The sequence below is a fragment of the Nitrospirota bacterium genome (genome assembly GCA_004296885.1).
Lineage (GTDB): Bacteria > Nitrospirota > Nitrospiria > Nitrospirales > Nitrospiraceae > SYGV01.
Genome location: SCVN01000015.1, coordinates 106,635 through 123,620, shown reverse-complemented (window position 1 = coordinate 123,620; position 16,986 = coordinate 106,635). Strand labels below are relative to the sequence as shown.

At 63.3% G+C, this 16,986-nt stretch carries 16 protein-coding genes; 10 read left to right on the top strand and 6 right to left on the bottom strand.

The genetic code is table 11. The features are described from left to right. Positions 1-185: 185 nt before the first annotated feature. Positions 186-1,541, bottom strand: coding sequence for a tRNA (N6-isopentenyl adenosine(37)-C2)-methylthiotransferase MiaB (gene miaB / locus EPO61_07745; GenBank protein ID TAJ08792.1), 1,356 nt, complete (start codon positions 1,539-1,541; stop codon positions 186-188). Beyond that, complete coding sequence (gene mtaB, locus EPO61_07740) at positions 1,538-2,899, bottom strand: tRNA (N(6)-L-threonylcarbamoyladenosine(37)-C(2))-methylthiotransferase MtaB (protein ID TAJ08791.1); 1,362 nt, start codon at positions 2,897-2,899, stop codon at positions 1,538-1,540. Before mtaB ends, miaB begins: the two co-directional genes overlap by 4 nt. A gap of 205 nt (positions 2,900-3,104) precedes the next feature. Here mtaB and EPO61_07735 point away from each other — a divergent pair, with 205 nt between their 5' ends. Both EPO61_07735 and EPO61_07730 read left to right on the top strand, forming a co-directional pair. Continuing rightward, the gene (locus tag EPO61_07735; GenBank protein ID TAJ08790.1) at positions 3,105-3,512 is read left to right on the top strand and encodes a hypothetical protein; all 408 of its coding nucleotides are present in this window, start codon (positions 3,105-3,107) and stop codon (positions 3,510-3,512) included. Positions 3,513-3,639: 127 nt separating this feature from the next. Continuing rightward, positions 3,640-4,824 (top strand): MFS transporter, encoded by a 1,185-nt coding sequence (locus EPO61_07730; GenBank protein ID TAJ08789.1) that lies wholly within the window; start codon positions 3,640-3,642, stop codon positions 4,822-4,824. Positions 4,825-4,828: 4 nt separating this feature from the next. Here EPO61_07730 and EPO61_07725 read toward each other — a convergent pair whose 3' ends face one another. Next, positions 4,829-5,122: a hypothetical protein gene (locus tag EPO61_07725; protein TAJ08788.1), complete on the bottom strand. Its 294-nt coding sequence runs from the start codon at positions 5,120-5,122 to the stop codon at positions 4,829-4,831. Between the two features lie 146 nt (positions 5,123-5,268). Between EPO61_07725 and EPO61_07720 the strand changes: the two genes are divergently transcribed. The 7 genes from EPO61_07720 to EPO61_07690 all read left to right on the top strand — a co-directional run bounded on the left by EPO61_07720 (position 5,269) and on the right by EPO61_07690 (position 12,340). Then, entirely contained in the window at positions 5,269-5,643 is a 375-nt protein-coding gene (locus tag EPO61_07720; protein ID TAJ08787.1) for a DUF4359 domain-containing protein, read from the top strand. Positions 5,644-6,034: 391 nt separating this feature from the next. Next, on the top strand, positions 6,035-9,589 hold the full coding sequence (locus EPO61_07715; GenBank protein TAJ08786.1) for a vitamin B12-dependent ribonucleotide reductase: 3,555 nt from the start codon (positions 6,035-6,037) through the stop codon (positions 9,587-9,589). Between the two features lie 27 nt (positions 9,590-9,616). Further along, positions 9,617-10,078 (top strand): response regulator, encoded by a 462-nt coding sequence (locus EPO61_07710; GenBank protein TAJ08785.1) that lies wholly within the window; start codon positions 9,617-9,619, stop codon positions 10,076-10,078. 43 nt (positions 10,079-10,121) lie between these two features. Continuing rightward, entirely contained in the window at positions 10,122-10,508 is a 387-nt protein-coding gene (locus EPO61_07705) for a hypothetical protein (protein ID TAJ08784.1), read from the top strand. Between the two features lie 388 nt (positions 10,509-10,896). After that, entirely contained in the window at positions 10,897-11,175 is a 279-nt protein-coding gene (locus tag EPO61_07700; GenBank protein TAJ08783.1) for a cupin domain-containing protein, read from the top strand. Between the two features lie 48 nt (positions 11,176-11,223). Further along, a complete protein-coding gene (locus EPO61_07695; protein TAJ08782.1) occupies positions 11,224-11,634 on the top strand; it encodes an ACT domain-containing protein in 411 nt (136 codons plus the stop codon). 4 nt (positions 11,635-11,638) lie between these two features. Beyond that, a complete protein-coding gene (locus EPO61_07690) occupies positions 11,639-12,340 on the top strand; it encodes a septal ring lytic transglycosylase RlpA family protein (GenBank protein ID TAJ08781.1) in 702 nt (233 codons plus the stop codon). Here the strand turns inward: EPO61_07690 and EPO61_07685 are convergent. Then, positions 12,337-12,597 (bottom strand): hypothetical protein, encoded by a 261-nt coding sequence (locus EPO61_07685; GenBank protein ID TAJ08780.1) that lies wholly within the window; start codon positions 12,595-12,597, stop codon positions 12,337-12,339. The genes EPO61_07690 and EPO61_07685 overlap by 4 nt on opposite strands. Between EPO61_07685 and EPO61_07680 the strand changes: the two genes are divergently transcribed. Beyond that, positions 12,596-13,849: an HlyC/CorC family transporter gene (locus EPO61_07680; protein TAJ08779.1), complete on the top strand. Its 1,254-nt coding sequence runs from the start codon at positions 12,596-12,598 to the stop codon at positions 13,847-13,849. The two genes, EPO61_07685 and EPO61_07680, sit on opposite strands and share 2 nt — an antisense overlap. Here EPO61_07680 and EPO61_07675 read toward each other — a convergent pair. Beyond that, positions 13,835-14,854, bottom strand: coding sequence for a GGDEF domain-containing protein (locus EPO61_07675; GenBank protein ID TAJ08778.1), 1,020 nt, complete (start codon positions 14,852-14,854; stop codon positions 13,835-13,837). The genes EPO61_07680 and EPO61_07675 overlap by 15 nt on opposite strands. Beyond that, on the bottom strand, positions 14,851-16,914 hold the full coding sequence (ligA, locus tag EPO61_07670) for an NAD-dependent DNA ligase LigA (protein TAJ08777.1): 2,064 nt from the start codon (positions 16,912-16,914) through the stop codon (positions 14,851-14,853). Before ligA ends, EPO61_07675 begins: the two co-directional genes overlap by 4 nt. Positions 16,915-16,986: the final 72 nt, after the last annotated feature.

Sequence of the window (16,986 nt, the reverse complement as noted above, 5' to 3'; positions counted from 1 at the left end):
AGACGCCGCCCTGTGAAAAAGCAAACAGGATGCCAGCTCCCGCAGGAGGCGCGGGCATGGTAATTCATTGGAAAAATTATGGCTTGGGCTTTGGTCTGCCAAGCGTCCGGCCTGTGGCAGGAGCAAAGTTTGTCCTCTGCCCGCCTAAATTGGCGCGGGGTCTCCATGCGGACGGTTGTGTGAAACTAAGAACGGGCCGAAAGCTCGTGGCCATAGAGGGTGGTCACGGAGGCATCGGTGATGCGAATCGGTACGAGGTCGCCGAGGCGGGCGTGGGCCCCCTGCTTTCCCCAGACGACCGTCACGTTGGAGTCCGTATGGCCCATCCATTGGGTGGAAGCTTTCTTCGCGTCGCCTTCGACGAGGACCTCGACGATTGAGCCGATCAGGTCTTGGTTCTTCCGAAGCGCAATGAGCTTTTGCCTTTCCACAAGCCTGGTGGCGCGGTCGGATTTGATCGCATCCGGGACATCGTCCGGGTATTTTCTGCCTGCGATCGTGTTCTTGCGCTCGGAGTATACAAAGACGAAGACCTGGTGATAGCCAACCTCCTGCACCGTCCGATACGTGTCGAGGAATTCCTCCTCGGTCTCGCCGGGAAACCCGCAGATGACATCCGTGGTCAGCGCGATGTTTTGGTTCCGGCGTCGGATCTCCTCCACCAGGGCCAGATATTCCTTGCGGCTGTAGGTCCGGTCCATCAGGTGCAGGATACGGTCGTTGCCCGATTGCAGGGGCAGGTGAATGTGCTTGCAGATCTTCGGATGGTCCGCGACCGCGTCCAACAAGGCCGGGGGAAAGTCCTTCGGGTGGGGGGAGGTGAAGCGGACCCTGGCGATCCCGGGCACCTCCGCGACGGCCGTGAGCAGCCGCGCGAAATCCCATCCGTCATGCCGGTAAGAGTTGACGTTCTGTCCCAGGAGCGTGACTTGCTTGTGGCCGTGGGCCGCCAGGTGTTCGGCCTCGCGGATGATCCCTTGCGGGTCCCGCGAACGTTCCCGGCCCCTGGTATAGGGCACCACGCAGAAGGTGCAGAAGTTGTCGCAGCCCCGCATGACGGCGATCCAGGCGTTGAGGCCCTCGGCCCGCTGCGGTAGGATGTCTTCGTAGGTCTCGTACTCGGAGAGGTCGACAGCAAGGCCCTTCGCGGTGAGGCCCTGCTCCTGCGCCTCGATGGCCCGGGTGAGCAGGTCCGGCAGTTTGCGATAGGCGTCCGGCCCCGCCAGCACGTCCACGATGGATGCCTGCTCCATCAATTCCTGTTTCAGGTTTTGGGCCATGCAGCCCAGGACGCCGACGACGAGGTTCCGCTGCTTCTTGATGGTCTTGAGCGTCGCCAGATGCCCATAGACCTTGTTGTGCGCGTTCTCGCGGATGGCGCAGGTATTCATGAGGACCACGTCGGCCCGTTCCCGATCCTCGGTGAAGGCAAAGCCCTTGGCCTTGAGCAGGGAGCGGACCAGTTCCGTGTCGTACTCGTTCATCTGGCAGCCGAAGGTCTCGATATGGACCTGATAGGCCGCCGGCCCGCGCGCGATCATGCCGAACCTCCGGTCCCGCTCAGGTGTCCTACGGCCAGCCCGTCCATCGCGCCGGTGACGACGACCGGCTCGATCTGTTTTCTCAGTGCCCGGTCGCTCCGTACGCCGACGCGCAGATAGTTGCCGGTCCAGCCGGTCCAGAGCCCGGCAGGTTCCCTGGCCTCGAAGAGGACGGGCAAGGTCCGGCCCGTGAACCGCTGGTAAAACGCAAGCCGCTTGGCGCGCGAGAGCGACGCCAGGGCTTTGGCGCGGGCGCTCAGGGCTGCCGGTTGGATGGCATCGGGCAGCTTGGCCGCGGCGGTCCCTGGCCGGGCGGAAAAATTGAAGATGTGAAAATAGGCCAGGGGCAAGTCGGCGACCAGCCGGTAGGTGTTGGCAAAGGCTTGGTCATCTTCGCCGGGGAAGCCGACCATGAGATCGGTGCCGAGGCACAGGTCCGGGATCAGGCCGGCGGCCTTTTTCAGGAAGGAGGCGTAGTCGCCGGCGCGGTACCGCCGGTTCATGGCCCGCAGGATGCCGTCGTCGCCGCTCTGCAGCGGGATGTGCAAGTAGTGACAGAGTTTCGCGGAGGCGGCCATATGGTCCAGCAAAGCATCGGGGATCGTGGTCGGCTCGATGGAGGAAATTCTGATCCGCGCCACGCCGTCGACTTGCTCCAGTTCCTTGATCAGATCCAGCAGGGACCGCCCGTCGTGCCGGTACTGTCCGATGTTGACGCCGGTCAGAATCAGCTCTCTGTGTCCTCGCGCGATCAGCGCCTCCGCTTCGCGCAAGACGTCGGACAGCTGCCGGCTCCGTTCATGGCCCCGGGCGAAGGGAATGTTGCAGAACGAACACATGAAGTCGCAGCCGTCCTGGATTTTCAGGTTGGCTCTCGTGGAGTCGCAGTCGCCGGTTCCGTCCAGGACGAAATCGGCTCGCTCGATGGTTCTCGTGTGCAGCACCCGAGGCGCCGGCTGTTTCATGAGGCCCGACGGCGCCGGCAGGTAATCGGGCAGCTCCATCTTGTACTGACCGCCGACGATCAGGTCGATGCCGGGGAGGCGACGGAGTGCCTCAACGCCCGTTTGCGCATAGCATCCGGTCACGGCCACAAAGGCGCGGGGAGAATGGCGCAAGGTCCGGCGGATCTGGTAGCGACAGTCCTTTTCCGCATCTTCGGTGACGGAACAACTGTTCAACACGAATAGGTCGGTCGGCTCGCCCTGCGCCACGAGCTCGTAACCGTCCCGCTTGAGCCGGTCCGCCAGCAGGGCGGTCTCCGCCTGATTGAGCCGGCAGCCGATCGTGTGCAGCGAAGCCCTGGGACGGGCTTGCCGCGGTTCCAAGACTTGTTTCGTCTGCGAATCGAGGTGCATAGGTTTGCCATTATAGGGGAGTGGAGCTGAGCGGGGCAAGGAGGCGCCGGGCGAGGCTGCCGTATGCACGAGCGGGTTGAAGGAGCGTTGACAGGATCGGTCCGGCTGGGTACTATTTAAAACGTGCGGTTGCGCATGGATCCTGTTGGCCGGCCGGTGCCTCGTGCGGCGTGAACCGGTGTAGTGGGAACAGGGAGGTGCGGGAATGAACGGACTCAGAGCCTGGTTTGCGCTTGCGGTGGTCGGCGTGATGCTATGCGCCCCTCCTGCCGGCTGGCCGAAAGAAACCCTGCCCGTCGAACCGGACGAAAGCACCCGCGTGGACGAGCTGTACGACCATGAAGCCCGCATGTTCCTCATGCTCTATTCGTTGAAGGGCAACGGGGAAGTGGATTACGTTACCGGCCGTCTGGTGCAGGAGTATTCCCGGAGCCATTACGGCAATCCGGTCTATTATACGGAGCCCCATCCGCTCTTCTATTGGTGGAACCACACGATGTGGAACGATCCGGAGCAGGACGGGGTGAACGGGAACGAAAAGGTCTATCAAGAGAACATCGACTTCGACCGGACGCGCTTCAAACCCTGTGTATTCAACGGGCAGCCTTGTTGATGCCCGTGTCCCATGACACAGGGACCTCCACCGTTCCGTTGCCGATCCTGCTCGGCCATCAGTCGGCCCCGGTCAGGTGAGCCGGCCTTCCTTCCTCGAGACCTTCAGCCATCGTCGCCTCGGGGTCATGCTACCGCTCGGATTTGCTTCCGGCTTGCCGCTGGCCCTGACCTCCGGCACGCTCCAAGCCTGGCTGACCGTTGAGGGAGTAGACTTGGCGACGATCGGCTGGTTCAGCCTGGTCGGGTTGCCCTATACCCTCAAATTTCTCTGGGCGCCGGTGATGGACCGATTTGTGCCCCCTTGGTTGGGGCGCCGCCGGGGATGGATGATTCTGACCCAGGCCGGCTTGATGGCGGGGGTGGCGGGCATGGCCCTCACCGGGCCGCGGACGGCCCTGCCGATGTTCGGATCGCTGGCTCTGTTGGTGGCTTTTTTGTCGGCCTCGCAGGACATCGTCTTCGACGCCTACCGCACCGATGTGTTGGAACCCAAGGAGCGGGGATGGGGGGCGGCGGTGTGGGTAGCCGGGTATCGGCTCGCCCTTCTGGTGGCGGGATCATTGGCGTTGATCCTGGCCGACAGGGTCGGGTGGATGAATACCTATCTGCTCATGGTCTTGTGCATGGCCGTCGGACTAGGCGCGATTGTCGTGAGTCCGGAGCCGCCGACTCCTCCCGATGTGCCCCACACCCTCGCCGAAGCGGTGTGGGCGCCGGTGAAGGAATTCCTGGGGCGGCCGTCCGCTTGGGCGCTGCTTCTGCTGGTGGCCCTCTACAAGGTGGGGGACGCCCTGGCCGCGGCCTTGAACACCCCGTTTTTGATCACCGGCATCGGATTTTCCCCGAGCGATGTGGGAGGGATGAAAGGGTTGGGCCTGGGGGCCACCTTGGGGGGCGCCATGATCGGGGGCGCGCTGCTGCCTCGGCTGGGGCTGGTGCGGGCTCTGCTGCTCTTCGGGATACTCCAGGCTGTGTCCAACCTGGGATTCATGGCGCTGGCCTGGGCGGGAAAAAGCTACGTCCTGCTCATCGCGGCGGTGATGATCGAAAATCTCTCGGGGGGCATGGGGACCGCGGCGTTTGTGGCGTTGGTCATGGGGCTGTGCGATCACCGGTACACGGCGACGCAGTTTGCCGCGCTCTCCTCGGTGGAAGCGTTGGGACGGGTGCTCTTGGGCCGGCCGTCGGCTCAGTTGGTGGAGCTGTTGGGGTGGACGTCGTTCTTTGGGTTGTCCGCCCTGGCCGCCATCCCCGGCCTGTGGTTGATCTGGTCCTTGCGCAGGCAGGTGGCGGCGCGGGAGGCGTCGTGAGAGATCAGGTTTTCATCGGTCGCTGGAGGAACAAGACGAAGGCCATGAGCGTCGGCAGGGGGGCGAACAGAAACGGCAGCAGCCAGAGCCAGACGTTTTGCCCGCGCACCCGCGCCTGGTCGATCATCCAGACGAAGACCCAGAGCACCAGGCCGGCGTAGTTCAGGGTGATCCAGCGTATCGTATGCATCTTGAGCGTGCTGGTGCCGCCGGCCTGGCCCTCGATGACAAACATGACGAGCAGCAGGCCGAAGGCGGCCAGCAATCCGATCACAAGGCGTTTGCTCCAGACGTACATGACAACCTCCGAGGCTGGTGTGATGCGATGTCGCGCAATGAACGGCGAATCGGACGGAAGATAGGCGAGCAGCGGGCGATTGTCAAACCGGCCGGCGCCGCATTGGTCGCATCGGCGTCTGGCGGCATGGGCCGGGGCGAACGGACATGAGTAACCGGAGTTTGGGCTTCGTCGTGGCGCTGCTGGGGATCAGCGTCTGGCTTGCGCTGACCAATCCGACGACGCAGGACTATGTCGCCTTCCTGGAACAACGTCTGGTCCTGGCGCTTGAGCAGTGGCCGCAAGGCAAGTCGGATCTGGCGGGTGCGCTACTGACGACGCCGCAGGGCCGGCAAGTGATCGGGGCCGTCGTTCGTCCGAATACGGTGCGCCGCAGCTACGGACTCTTCAGCCTCTTTGAAACCAGCTTCCTGGGGGAGCGGGTTCTGGTGCTCGGAGCCGGAGGAGTGTTTTGGCCCGTGCAAGGCGTCGAGCAAGTGACGAAAAAAATCGGAGCGCTCGGACTCAAGCAGGCGAACTAAGTCCTTCCCAAGGGCATTCCGCAGCCCGGTTGCCTGTTGATATCTGACGATCAAGTTGGGTCCCAACCGCACGGGACGCGGCGTTTTTTCTATCCACAGCCTTTCCCTGCCGATCAACAGGACCCCACAACATTTGGTATTGACAAACAGTTGGCTTCGCCATATATTGCGGTTCGTCCGGTTTCCTAGAGGTGATGCACATGTCGAACGAGGGCCTCAGATGACGCGATCTGAACCTCTCAGACTCGAGGGTCAGCCGGACGAACAAGCCAGAACAGGGGTTTCCTGAACGGAAGCGAACACTGCGGACTCCCGGTGTTCGCTTTTCTTTTTGGCACCCACAGGCCGTTGAGCCAGAGTCGGGTCCCATAACCAGCAGGAGGGAGACATTGTGAGGATCGAGCGTCGATTTACGCAACGGGGGCAGAGTCCCTATCAGGACATGCCGTTCGCCAAGCGTTCCTCAGAGATCAAGAATCCTGATGGCTCCACGGTCTTTAAGCTGGACAACATCGATGTGCCAGAGAAATGGACCCAACTCGCCGTTGACATCCTGGCGCAGAAATACTTCCGGAAGGCCGGAGTGCCCCAGGTCGGTCCCGACGGGAAGCCCCTGCTCACCCAGGAGAGCACGCCGGTGCTGGGGGGCGAGCGGGATGCGCGGCAGGTCTTCCATCGGTTGGCCGGTTGCTGGACCTATTGGGGAAAAAGCTACGGTTACTTCACCAAGGACGAAGACGCGTCCTCGTTCTACGACGAAATGTGCTACATGCTGGCGCGCCAAATGGCGGCGCCCAACTCGCCCCAATGGTTCAATACGGGTCTGCACTACGCCTACGGCCTCTCCGGCCCGTCCCAGGGGCACTATTACGTCGATCCGAAGAGCAAGGAGATGGTCAAGGCGACGAACGCCTTCGAACATCCCCAGCCACACGCCTGTTTCATTCAGGCGGTGGACGACGACCTGGTCAACGAGGGCGGGATCATGGACCTCTGGACCAGGGAGGCGCGGCTGTTCAAATACGGGTCCGGCACCGGCACGAACTTCTCCAAGCTGCGCGGGGACAACGAGCCCCTCTCGGGCGGAGGCCGTTCCTCCGGCCTGATGTCCTTCCTCCGGATCGGCGACCGGGCGGCCGGCGCCATCAAGTCCGGCGGAACCACGAGGCGTGCGGCCAAGATGGTCTGCCTGGACCTGGACCATCCCGACATCGAAGAGTTCGTCGACTGGAAGGTGGTCGAGGAGCAGAAGGTGGCGGCCATGGTCACCGGCTCCAAGATCTGCGCGCAGCGGCTGAACGAAGTACTCCGCGCCTGTCACGTGCAGGACGGCAACGGCACGATGAAAGTCGAGATCGATCCGGCGAAGAACGAAGCCCTCAAACGGGCCATCAAGGCCGCGCGGCAGTCGGCTGTGTCGGAAGCCTATCTCCAGCGGATGTTCTCCTATGCCCAGGAAGGGTTCACCCACTTCGTCTTCCACGAGTACGACACGAACTGGGACGGTAAGGCCTACCAGACCGTGTCGGGACAGAATTCCAACAACAGCGTGCGCATTCCCAACGGGTTCTTCGAGGCCCTGGAGCAGGACGGGGACTGGGCGCTCAAGCGCCGCACGGACGGCAAGGTCACCAAGACCATCAAGGCCCGCGAGCTCTGGGACAAGATCGCCTGGGCCGCCTGGATCTGCGCCGATCCCGGCACGCAGTACGACACGACGATCAACGAATGGCATACCTGCCCGGAGGACGGGCGCATCAATGCGTCCAACCCTTGCAGCGAATATATGTTCCTGGACGACACGGCCTGCAACCTGGCCTCGCTGAACCTGAGCGAATTCTACGAAGCCGACGGCCAGTTGCGGCTGGATGATTTCCGCCATGCCGTGCGGCTCTGGACCATCGCCTTGGAAATCAGCGTGCTGATGGCCTCGTTCCCGAGCAAGGCCATTGCCGAAAAGAGCTTCATCTACCGCACGCTGGGGCTGGGCTATGCCAACCTGGGCACGGTGCTCATGCGGCAGGGGATTCCCTACGATTCCCCGAAAGCCCTGGCGATTTGCGGGGCGCTGACGGCGATCCTGACCGGCGAGTCCTATGCGGCTTCGGCGGAGATGGCGGCCGAGCTGGGCCCCTTCGACGGGTATGCGCGGAACCGCGAACCCATGCTCCGGGTCATCCGCAACCACCGGCGGGCCGCCTACCATGCGGCGCCGGAGGAGTACGAAGGGCTGACGATCAAGCCGCAGGGCATTCAGCCGGAATATTGCCCGCCGGATCTGTTGATCGGAGCGCGGCGGGCCTGGGACAAGGCGCTGGAACTGGGCACGGCGTATGGGTTCCGCAACGCGCAGGTGACGTGCATTGCCCCCACCGGCACGATCGGCCTCGTCATGGACTGCGACACCACCGGGATCGAGCCGGACTTTGCACTCGTGAAATTCAAGAAGCTGGCCGGCGGCGGTTACTTCAAGATCATCAACCAAAGCATCCCGCCGGCGCTGGTCACCCTCGGGTACAACGAGGCGCAGGTCCAGGAGATCGTCACCTTCTGCACCGGCCGCAGGACGCTCAAGGGGGCGCCGTTCATCAACCATGAGAGCCTGCAAGCCAAGGGCTTCGACGGGGCGGCGCTGGACCGGCTGGAAGCGGGCCTGGGCCAGGCCTTCGAGATCCAGTTTGCGTTCAACAAGTGGACGCTGGGGGAGGAGTTCTGCCGCGAAAAGCTGGGCCTGACCGACGCGCAGATCAACGAGCCGAACTTCAACATGCTCAAGGCGCTCGGGTTCACCCAGGAGCAGATCGTCGTCGCCAACGACTATTGCTGCGGCACCATGACCGTCGAGGGGGCGCCGCATCTGCTGCCGGAACACCTGCCGGTCTTCGACTGCGCCAACCGGTGCGGCCGCACGGGCCAGCGGTATATCGCCGTAGACGCCCATATCCGGATGATGGCGGCGGCGCAGCCTTTCATCAGCGGGGCGATCAGCAAGACCATTAACATGCCGGCGGACGCGACGGTGGAGGAGGTGAAGGCCTCCTATCTGTTGTCCTGGCATTCGATGGTCAAGGCCGTGGCCCTCTATCGGGACGGCTCGAAGCTCAGTCAGCCGCTCAACTCGGCCTCGGATTCCGGCGAGCTGGCCGATGCGGCGGCCAGCGGGGACGTGCTGGCGACCGCCGAAAAGATCACCGAGCGGGTGCTCGTCCGCTACCTGGCGAGGCGGCGGCGGATGCCGGAACGGCGGTTGGGCTACACGCAGAAGGCGATTGTGGGCGGGCACAAGATCTATCTGCGGACCGGCGAATACAGCGACGGGACCGTGGGCGAGATCTTCCTGGACATGCACAAGGAAGGGGCGGCCTTCCGCAGCCTGATGAACTGCTTCGCGATCGCCATTTCGCTGGGACTCCAGCACGGGGTGCCGCTGGAGGAGTTCGTCGAGGCCTTCGTGTTCACCCGGTTCGAGCCCAACGGTCCGGTCAAGCTGAACGACCGGATCAAGATGTCCACCTCGATCATCGACTACATCTTCCGCGAGTTGGCCATCACCTACCTGGGCCGCCACGACTTGGCGCAAGTGGTACCGGAAGATCTGCGCATGGATTCGGTGAAGAAGGACGAGCAAGACCCTGAGTGCAAGGACAGCGAAGAAGCGGACCCGCAAGCCCTCGCCTCCTCCTCGATCAGCCCGGAGGTCTTTCCGGCCAGGCGCAGGAACGGCAACGGCAGCAACGGACACGGCAACGGCGAAAACGGCGGCAACGGCGCGGTGGCGCATAAGCTGGAGCTGAAACGCGAAACGCTGACCTATACGACCGTCGAGCTGGCGCGCTTGAAAGGTTACGAAGGCGATCCCTGTCAAAACTGCAAGGAGTTTACGTTGGTGCGCAACGGGACCTGTCTCAAGTGCATGAACTGCGGCGCGACGAGCGGCTGCTCGTAAGGAAGATCAGGAGTCAGGGAGCGACAGGTGCGTCAAAAAATCAAAAGCGCCGCTCTTGAGAGTGACCGGAAGCAGTGTGGCTCGTCGGCTGCGGGTGCCGAATCGGCAACGGTACTGCTGGTGGATGATGACCCCCTGGTGCGGAGCTTGGTGCTGGACATGCTCAAAGAAGCCGGGTATCTGGTGCTGGAGGCGGCTGGTCCGGGCGAAGCGTTGCGACAGTGTGAACGGCATCGGGGGCCGATCCATCTGTTGCTGACGGATGTGCAGATGCCGGCGATGAACGGCTGCCAGCTTGCCGAAGTCGTGAAAGCCGCTCGGAAGGAGACCAAGGTGCTCCTTATGACCGGCTATGCGGATGAGACCATGCTCCGGTATGGCGTGCAGACCTTGGGCGCGGTCTGTATCCGGAAGCCGTTTCTGCCGGACAGCCTGTTGAGCACGGTGCAGACGGTGTTGGGCATCGGTGCGGCCGCGTCGCGGGCCTGAGCACCACGGCGCGCCGATGTCCGCAGCGAGGAGGTGAGTGACAATGGATACGATCATTCAGGAGATCAGGATCGCGTCGCTCCACGACCAGGTCGTCAGTCTGGTGGCGCAGCGCTGGGCCAAGTCGTTCCAGTGCAAGGTCACGATCAACCCCGGTTCGGAAACCGACGAGCCGGATGTGCTCGGCTGGCAATTTACCCCGAGCGGCAACCAGGTCGAGTGGATCGCCGAGGTCGAAACCGAGGATTCGCTGACCAAGCTGGACCGGTACAAGCGGTGGCAGACGCTGGCCGACAAGAGCGTGCCGTTTTACCTGGTCGTGCCGAAGGGCTATCGGTCGAAAGTGCGGCAGCTGGCGGTCATGGCCGGCGTGGACCTGAACGGCATCTATGAATATGCGTTTTTGAATGAGACGTTCCAGTTGGCGTAAAGGGCCCTGATTCAGGGTTGAACAGGAGGGAACTCATGGCGCGCCACCGGGCGATCAGATTGCGACGGGCCTGCGATACGGTCTGGATGGAGCGGGCGTCAGGGCAGGTGCAGGACCGGGACATAAATCGGGCCGGCCGCTCCATGAGGGCACGCACCAGGATCATCCGTCGACGATGGAGATGCCCTCAGTCCTAGGCAAGCCGTGCTAAGCGCCAGTGGCGCTTGTGTCAGTCATGGAGGGGATGCAGGCCACTCGCCGCATCCCCTTTGTGCTTTATCGGCCGCAGTTCTTCTATGAAGATTGCCGTTAAAATTGCCCCACAGAGACCGAAAAAATGAAAGAAGGTGTTGCTGCGACAATCCCTTGTGAACGGAAGATGGAGCAGATGGGTGCAGATCGTAGGCAGATCGAGCAGGACTGGCGCTCCCGCGGCTTCTCCTGCGGCCTCTGGGTTGACCAGCCGGGGCAAGTGTGGGAAGACTATGTGCACGACACGGACGAGTTGGTGATAGTGTTGGAAGGGGAGTTGGAGCTGGAGATGCAAGGCGCGACGTTCCGCCCACACATTGGAGAGGAAGTCTTCATTCCGGCCCACGTCACCCATTCGGTGCGCAACGTGGGCGGGGCCACAGCCCGGTGGCTCTATGGGTATAAAGAAGCGTGAAGCGTGAAGCGTGAAGAAAAACGACCTGTTTAACACGGAGCGAACATTATGCCGGCGATAACGCAATTGGTGATCAGCGAGGAAAGCAAACCGGGCACCCTGGCCCATGTGGCGTCGGTGCTCGGCGCGGCAGGGGTGAACATCAAGGCCTTCTCGGCCCCTGAGGTCACAGGCCACGGGCACCTGCGCTTGTTGGTGAACGATGTGGAGAAGGCAAAAGTTGCGCTCACGGAGGGCAAGATCAAATTTCGGGAAGAGGCGGCCTTGGTCTTAAGTCTGGAAAACAAGCCTGGCGCGCTGAGCGAAGTGGCCGAATTGCTCAAACAGGCCAAGATCAACATCGAATGTGCCTACTTGACCCCATCTCGCGAGGGGAAGCGTGCGATCGTGGTGCTCACCGTGTCCGATCAGCAGAAGGCGTTGGCGATGCTCCGGGACAAGTCCTTGGACGAAATCTAACAGGATGCTGAAAGAGGCTTACGGCATCGCTCTTCCGCCCCTCCTCACCCGTTCCTGTCTCTCGTTGTGGCTGCTGATTTGCCTGATGCCGGGCTGCGGGGGCGGGCCACAGAGGACCGTTTCCCCGGCCGGCTATCCGGCTGGATACCCAATCGGCCATGTGGAACGGGGTGTGGCTTCCTGGTATGGACCGGGGTTCCACGGACATAAGACCGCCAACGGCGAACGATACGACATGCACCGGTTCACGGCCGCGCACCGGACGCTTCCGCTGGGCTCCGTCCTGCAGGTGAAGTCGTTGAGCAACGGCCGGATGGTGACGGTGCGCGTCAACGACCGGGGGCCCTTCGCCAAGAATCGAATCCTCGACCTGTCGTTGGGGGCGGCCCAGAGCCTCGGCATGACCGGGGCGGGCACCGACCAGATCGAGTTGCGCGTTACCGCCTACCAGGGCCGTCCAGGCGCCATGGGCTATCTCCAGATCCAGGTGGCGTCGTTTGCCGAGCAAGCCAATGCGCAATCGCTGGCGGGGAGGCTCAAAGCTCAATACCACGATGTGCGCGTCGCGCAAGTCGAGCTTCCCATGGGCATCCGATATCGTGTGCTGGTCGGCCGCTTTGCCTCGGAACAGCAGGCGGAAGCCGTAGCGGAGAGGCTGGGATCTCAATTTCAGGTCGAGCCGTTGGTCCTGCGCGACGACACCTAGGGCCTTCCTGCCGCCTCCACAATCCCTTCGTTGATGTGCAAGTCATTGCTTTTGCTGGCCGTCTTTCGACGTTCGTTGCCAGGCTCTGCCGGCTGTGTTACGATCATGCCCTTATGGATGACGGTGGCCCCATAGGCATTCAGCCGGTCTTTCTGCGTCTCGCCGCTTCTGCCTCTCTCTCCGCCATGACTCGTCTGTTCGTCGGAGTCGGTGACAGGGAAGCGCTCACGGCACTGGTCTTCGCCTGATTTCCCCATGGACTTTCTGATCCTGCTGGTTTTGATTTTCCTGTCAGCCGTGATCTCGGCGGCCGAGATCGGATTTTTTTCCGTGAACGAAACGCGGCTGAAAGCCTTGGCGGAGGCCGGCGGCAAGCGGGCGACGCTGGCGTTGCATTTGCGGGCCCATCCCCAGCGGCTCCTCTCCACCATCATGATCGGGGACAATCTGGTCAACATCGGGGCGGCTTCCTGGGCCACGATCCTGACGATCCGTATGTTCGGATCGGAAGCCGTGGCGATCGCGACCGGCATCCTGACCTTTCTCCTGCTGATCTTCGGCGACATCGTGCCCAAGACGCTGGCCGCCAAGCATGCGGTGTCCGTGGTGCTGACGATGGCCTATCCGGTCTACTGGATCGAGCAGGGCCTCTCGCCGATCCTGTTCGCGTTGGAGCCGATGATCTCCGCGATTACGGGCGGGAAGGGACTCACCGTGCCATTCGTGACCGAGGAAGAGCTCAAGATCATGCTGGACGTGGGGGGCAAGGCGGGGGTCATCGAGTCCGAAGAGGTCAAGATGATCAAGAACGTCTTCCATTTGAACGACCTGACGGCCGAAGATTCGATGACCCCGCGCATCTATGTGTTTGCGCTCGACGGCAATCTGACGTTGAAGGAGGCGCGGGAACAGCTGTTCGCGTCCAAGTACTCCCGCATTCCGTTGTTTGAGGGGAGCCTGGACAACATCATCGGTATCCTCTACAAGACCAAGGCGTTGATGGAGCTGGCCAAGGGGCATGACGGCGTCCAGCTCAAGGCGATCGCGAATCCGGCTCTCTTCGTGCCGGCGGGGAAACCGGCGGACGATCTGATGAAGCAGTTCCAGCGGGAGAAGCGGCACATGGCCATCGTCGTGAACGAATTTGGCGGCATGATGGGCCTGATCACGCTGGAGGACCTGTTGGAGGAAGTCGTCGGCGAAATTATGGACGAGACCGACCTGGCCGTGGAATTGATCAAGCGCATCGGCAAGAATCAGATCCTGGTGCATGGGCGGACCGAGGTGCGCCGGATCAACGAGTTTCTGAAGGTCACGCTGGACGAGGAGGCGAACACGATCAGCGGCCTGATTCAGGAACAGTTGGGCCGCATCCCGGCGGCCGGCGAAGAGGTGCGCGCCGGGTCCTGCCGCCTCATCGTGCACGAAGCGGACCCCAAGTCCATCAAGAGCGTGCAGATCGTCAAGGAAGAGAAGGCCGGGGCGTCGGCCGAGTCAGCGGGGGGCTGATTTTCCCTCTGAGTAGAGACGCTTCGCCTCGTACATCCGCTTGTCGGCCACCCGCAGGAGCTCGGCGGCGGAGGTGACCGGGGGAAACCCGGGCACCGTGGCCGTGCCCAGGCTGAGCGACACGGGAATGGGGCCGGACTCGGTCTGCAGGCGCAGTTGCTTGACCGTGTCGCACAACTTCTCGATGACGGGCTGGCTGCGTTCGGTGTCGGTGCGGGGGAGCAGGGCCGCAAACTCGTCCCCGCCGACGCGCGCGACCAGGTCGCTGGCACGGAGCGTCGCGCGCAACCCCGCGCCGACTTGCTGCAGGGCCCGGTCACCGGCTTCGTGCCCATACCGGTCGTTGACGCTCTTGAACGCGTCCACATCCATGATGATGAGGGTGAAGCCCTCGCCGGTCCGCTGAAAGCGCCGCCATTCCCGGGCCAGCATCTCGTCGAAAAAACGGCGGTTGTAAAGGCCGGTGAGCGGGTCCCGAATCGCGATCTGGTCGAGCTGTTGATTCCTGGCTTCCAACGCTTTCAACCGCTTATCCTGCTCCAGTTGCTGGTGCTTCAGGGCGGTGATGTCCTGGTGGGAGAGGACCACCCTGCCGTCCGTATGCGCAAGCGGAGCGGCCTGCACCAGGAACCAGCGTGGGGTTTTCTGGGTGCGAGAGGGGTACTCGAGCGAGAACTGCGCCAGCGCTCCGTCCCGCACCGCTTGCACGCCGGCGAGGAGTTTCCTCGCCGCTTCCGCCGCCACTCCGGTGACGCGCCGGCACGCGTTGAAGTAGCTGGTTCCCTGGTTCAGCCGCGGGAAGGGGAGCGACTGGGTGCGGGCCGCGCGTCTCCAGGCGGCATTGGCCGCGATCAGCAAGCCCTTCCGGTCCAGCACCGCCACCGGTCCGGCCAGCGCATCCAGAATGGACGACGACTCCGGGGTCTTGCCCGGCGCGACCTTGGGGTTCTGACGCCGGGCCTGCTTCTTCCGGCGCGTGACGGCTATGAGTCGGCTTGTCTTCACGATGGCTCCAGTAGATCGCGAAACTCCGGTTCCGTCAAGATTCGGACGCCAAGCCGCCGGGCCTCGTCGAGCTTGGAACCGGGGTCCGTGCCGGCTACCACATAATTCGTGTGCTTGCTGACGCTGGAGGTGACCCGGCCTCCGCGGTCTTCGACCAGACGCTTGGCTTCGTCCCGGCTGAGCCGGATCAGGCCGCCGGTGAAGACAAAGGTCTGTCCTTCCAGACGCCGCGCCGCGCCGCTCTCCGCCCCGCCCGGTTCCTCGAAGCGCATTCCCAACTCGCGCAGGCGTTGAATCACGCGCCGATTCCGCTCTTCGCGGAAAAACGATTCCAGGCTGGCCGTAATCTCCGGCCCGATCTCGTGGACGCTTTCGAGGGTCTCACGGTCCGCGGCCATGATCGCGTCCAAGGTTCCGAAGCGGCGGGCCAGGACCCGGGCGATGTGCCGTCCGACCTGCCTAATGCCCAGCCCCATGAGGAAGCGGTCCAACGTCGCCTGCTTGCTCCGCCGGACGGCCTCCAGCAACAGCGAGGCGGACTTGTCGGCAAATCCGTCCAGCGCCAGAAGCTGCTCCTTGGTCAGCTCGTAGAGGTCGGGCAACTCGCGGACCAATCCTTCCTCCACCAGCTGCGCCACGGTCTTTTTCCCGAGGCCGTCGATGTCCAGCGCCTGTTTGGAGGCGAAATGTTCTAGGGCGCCTTTGAGCTGGGCGGGGCAGGCGGCCTGACCGGAACAGTAGTAGTAGGCCCCTTCTCTCGCCACGGCGGCGCCGCAGACCGGACAGGTCTCCGGCATGCGGAAGGGCTCGGCCCGTTGCTCGCCGGGGACCGGCACCCGTTCGGCGATGGCGGGAATCACGTCGCCCGCCCGTTCCACCTTGACCGTATCGCCCACCCGGATGTCCTTGCGGGCCACCTCGTCGGCATTGTGCAGGGTGGCGCGGCTGATCGTGACGCCGCCTACCTCCACGGGTTTGAGCAAGGCCAGCGGCGTGAGCGTGCCGGTGCGGCCCACCGACACGGCGATGTCCTGCACGACCGTCATCTCTTTGCGCGGGGTGAATTTGAACGCCAGGGCCCAGCGCGGGCTCCGGGACTTCTCGCCCAGCGCCGCCTGCCAGTCGCGGCGGTCCACTTTGACCACCACCCCGTCGATCTCGAACGGCAGGGCATCGCGTTCCGCTTCGATGTCGGCGTGGAACGCGAGCACCTTGCCGATGCTGTCGCAGCGCCGCCGCTGTTCCGGAACCGGCAATCCCCAGGCGGCCAGGGTGTCCAGCTCGTCCCAATGCGTGGGGGGCAGGTTGCCGGACCGGACCATGGTTTCATAACAGGTCAGGACCAGCGGGCGCTCGGCGGTGATCCGGGAGTCCAGCTGGCGCAGGGAGCCGGCGGCCGCGTTCCGGGGATTGGCGAAGGCCTCGTCGCCCCGTTCGGTGATGCGGCGGTTGAGCGCCTGGAAATCGTCCAGGCGCATGTACACCTCGCCGCGCACGACCACATGGGCCGGCGGGGCCTGGTCTTCGTTGAGGGTGAGCGGCAGGGAGCGGAGGGTACGGAGGTTGATCGTCACGTCCTCGCCGACCTGCCCGTCGCCTCGGGTCGCGCCGCGCACGAACCGTCCCGACTCGTAGACCAGCTCCACCGACAAGCCGTCGTACTTCGGCTCGACCGTGTAATGGATCGTCTCGGATTCCATCTCGCGGTCCAGTTCTTTGGCCAGTTCCCGTCGCACGCGCTTGTCGAAGGCCAGGACTTCCTCCCGGTCGGTGATCGAGTCCAGGCTGAGCATGGGCCGCTCATGCGTGACCTTCGTCAGTTCGTCCAAGGGCGGGGCTCCGACGCGCTGCGTCGGAGAGTCCGGGGTGATGAGGTCGGGGTAGGCCGCCTCCAGATCCGCCAGTTCCCGAAACAGGCGGTCGTAGGCCAGGTCGGAAATCTCCGGACGGGCCTTGACGTAGTAGAGATGGTCGTGTCGGCGGATCTCTTTCCGCAGCGTCTCGATGCGCCGGCCGGCCATGGTATGCTTTTCCGCATCTGTCTGAGTCGAATGGCTCATGAAGTTGTTCGGAGCTATCAGCCTTCGGCTGTCAGCAAGGCCAACGATGGAGATCCAATCCGAAGCTGACCG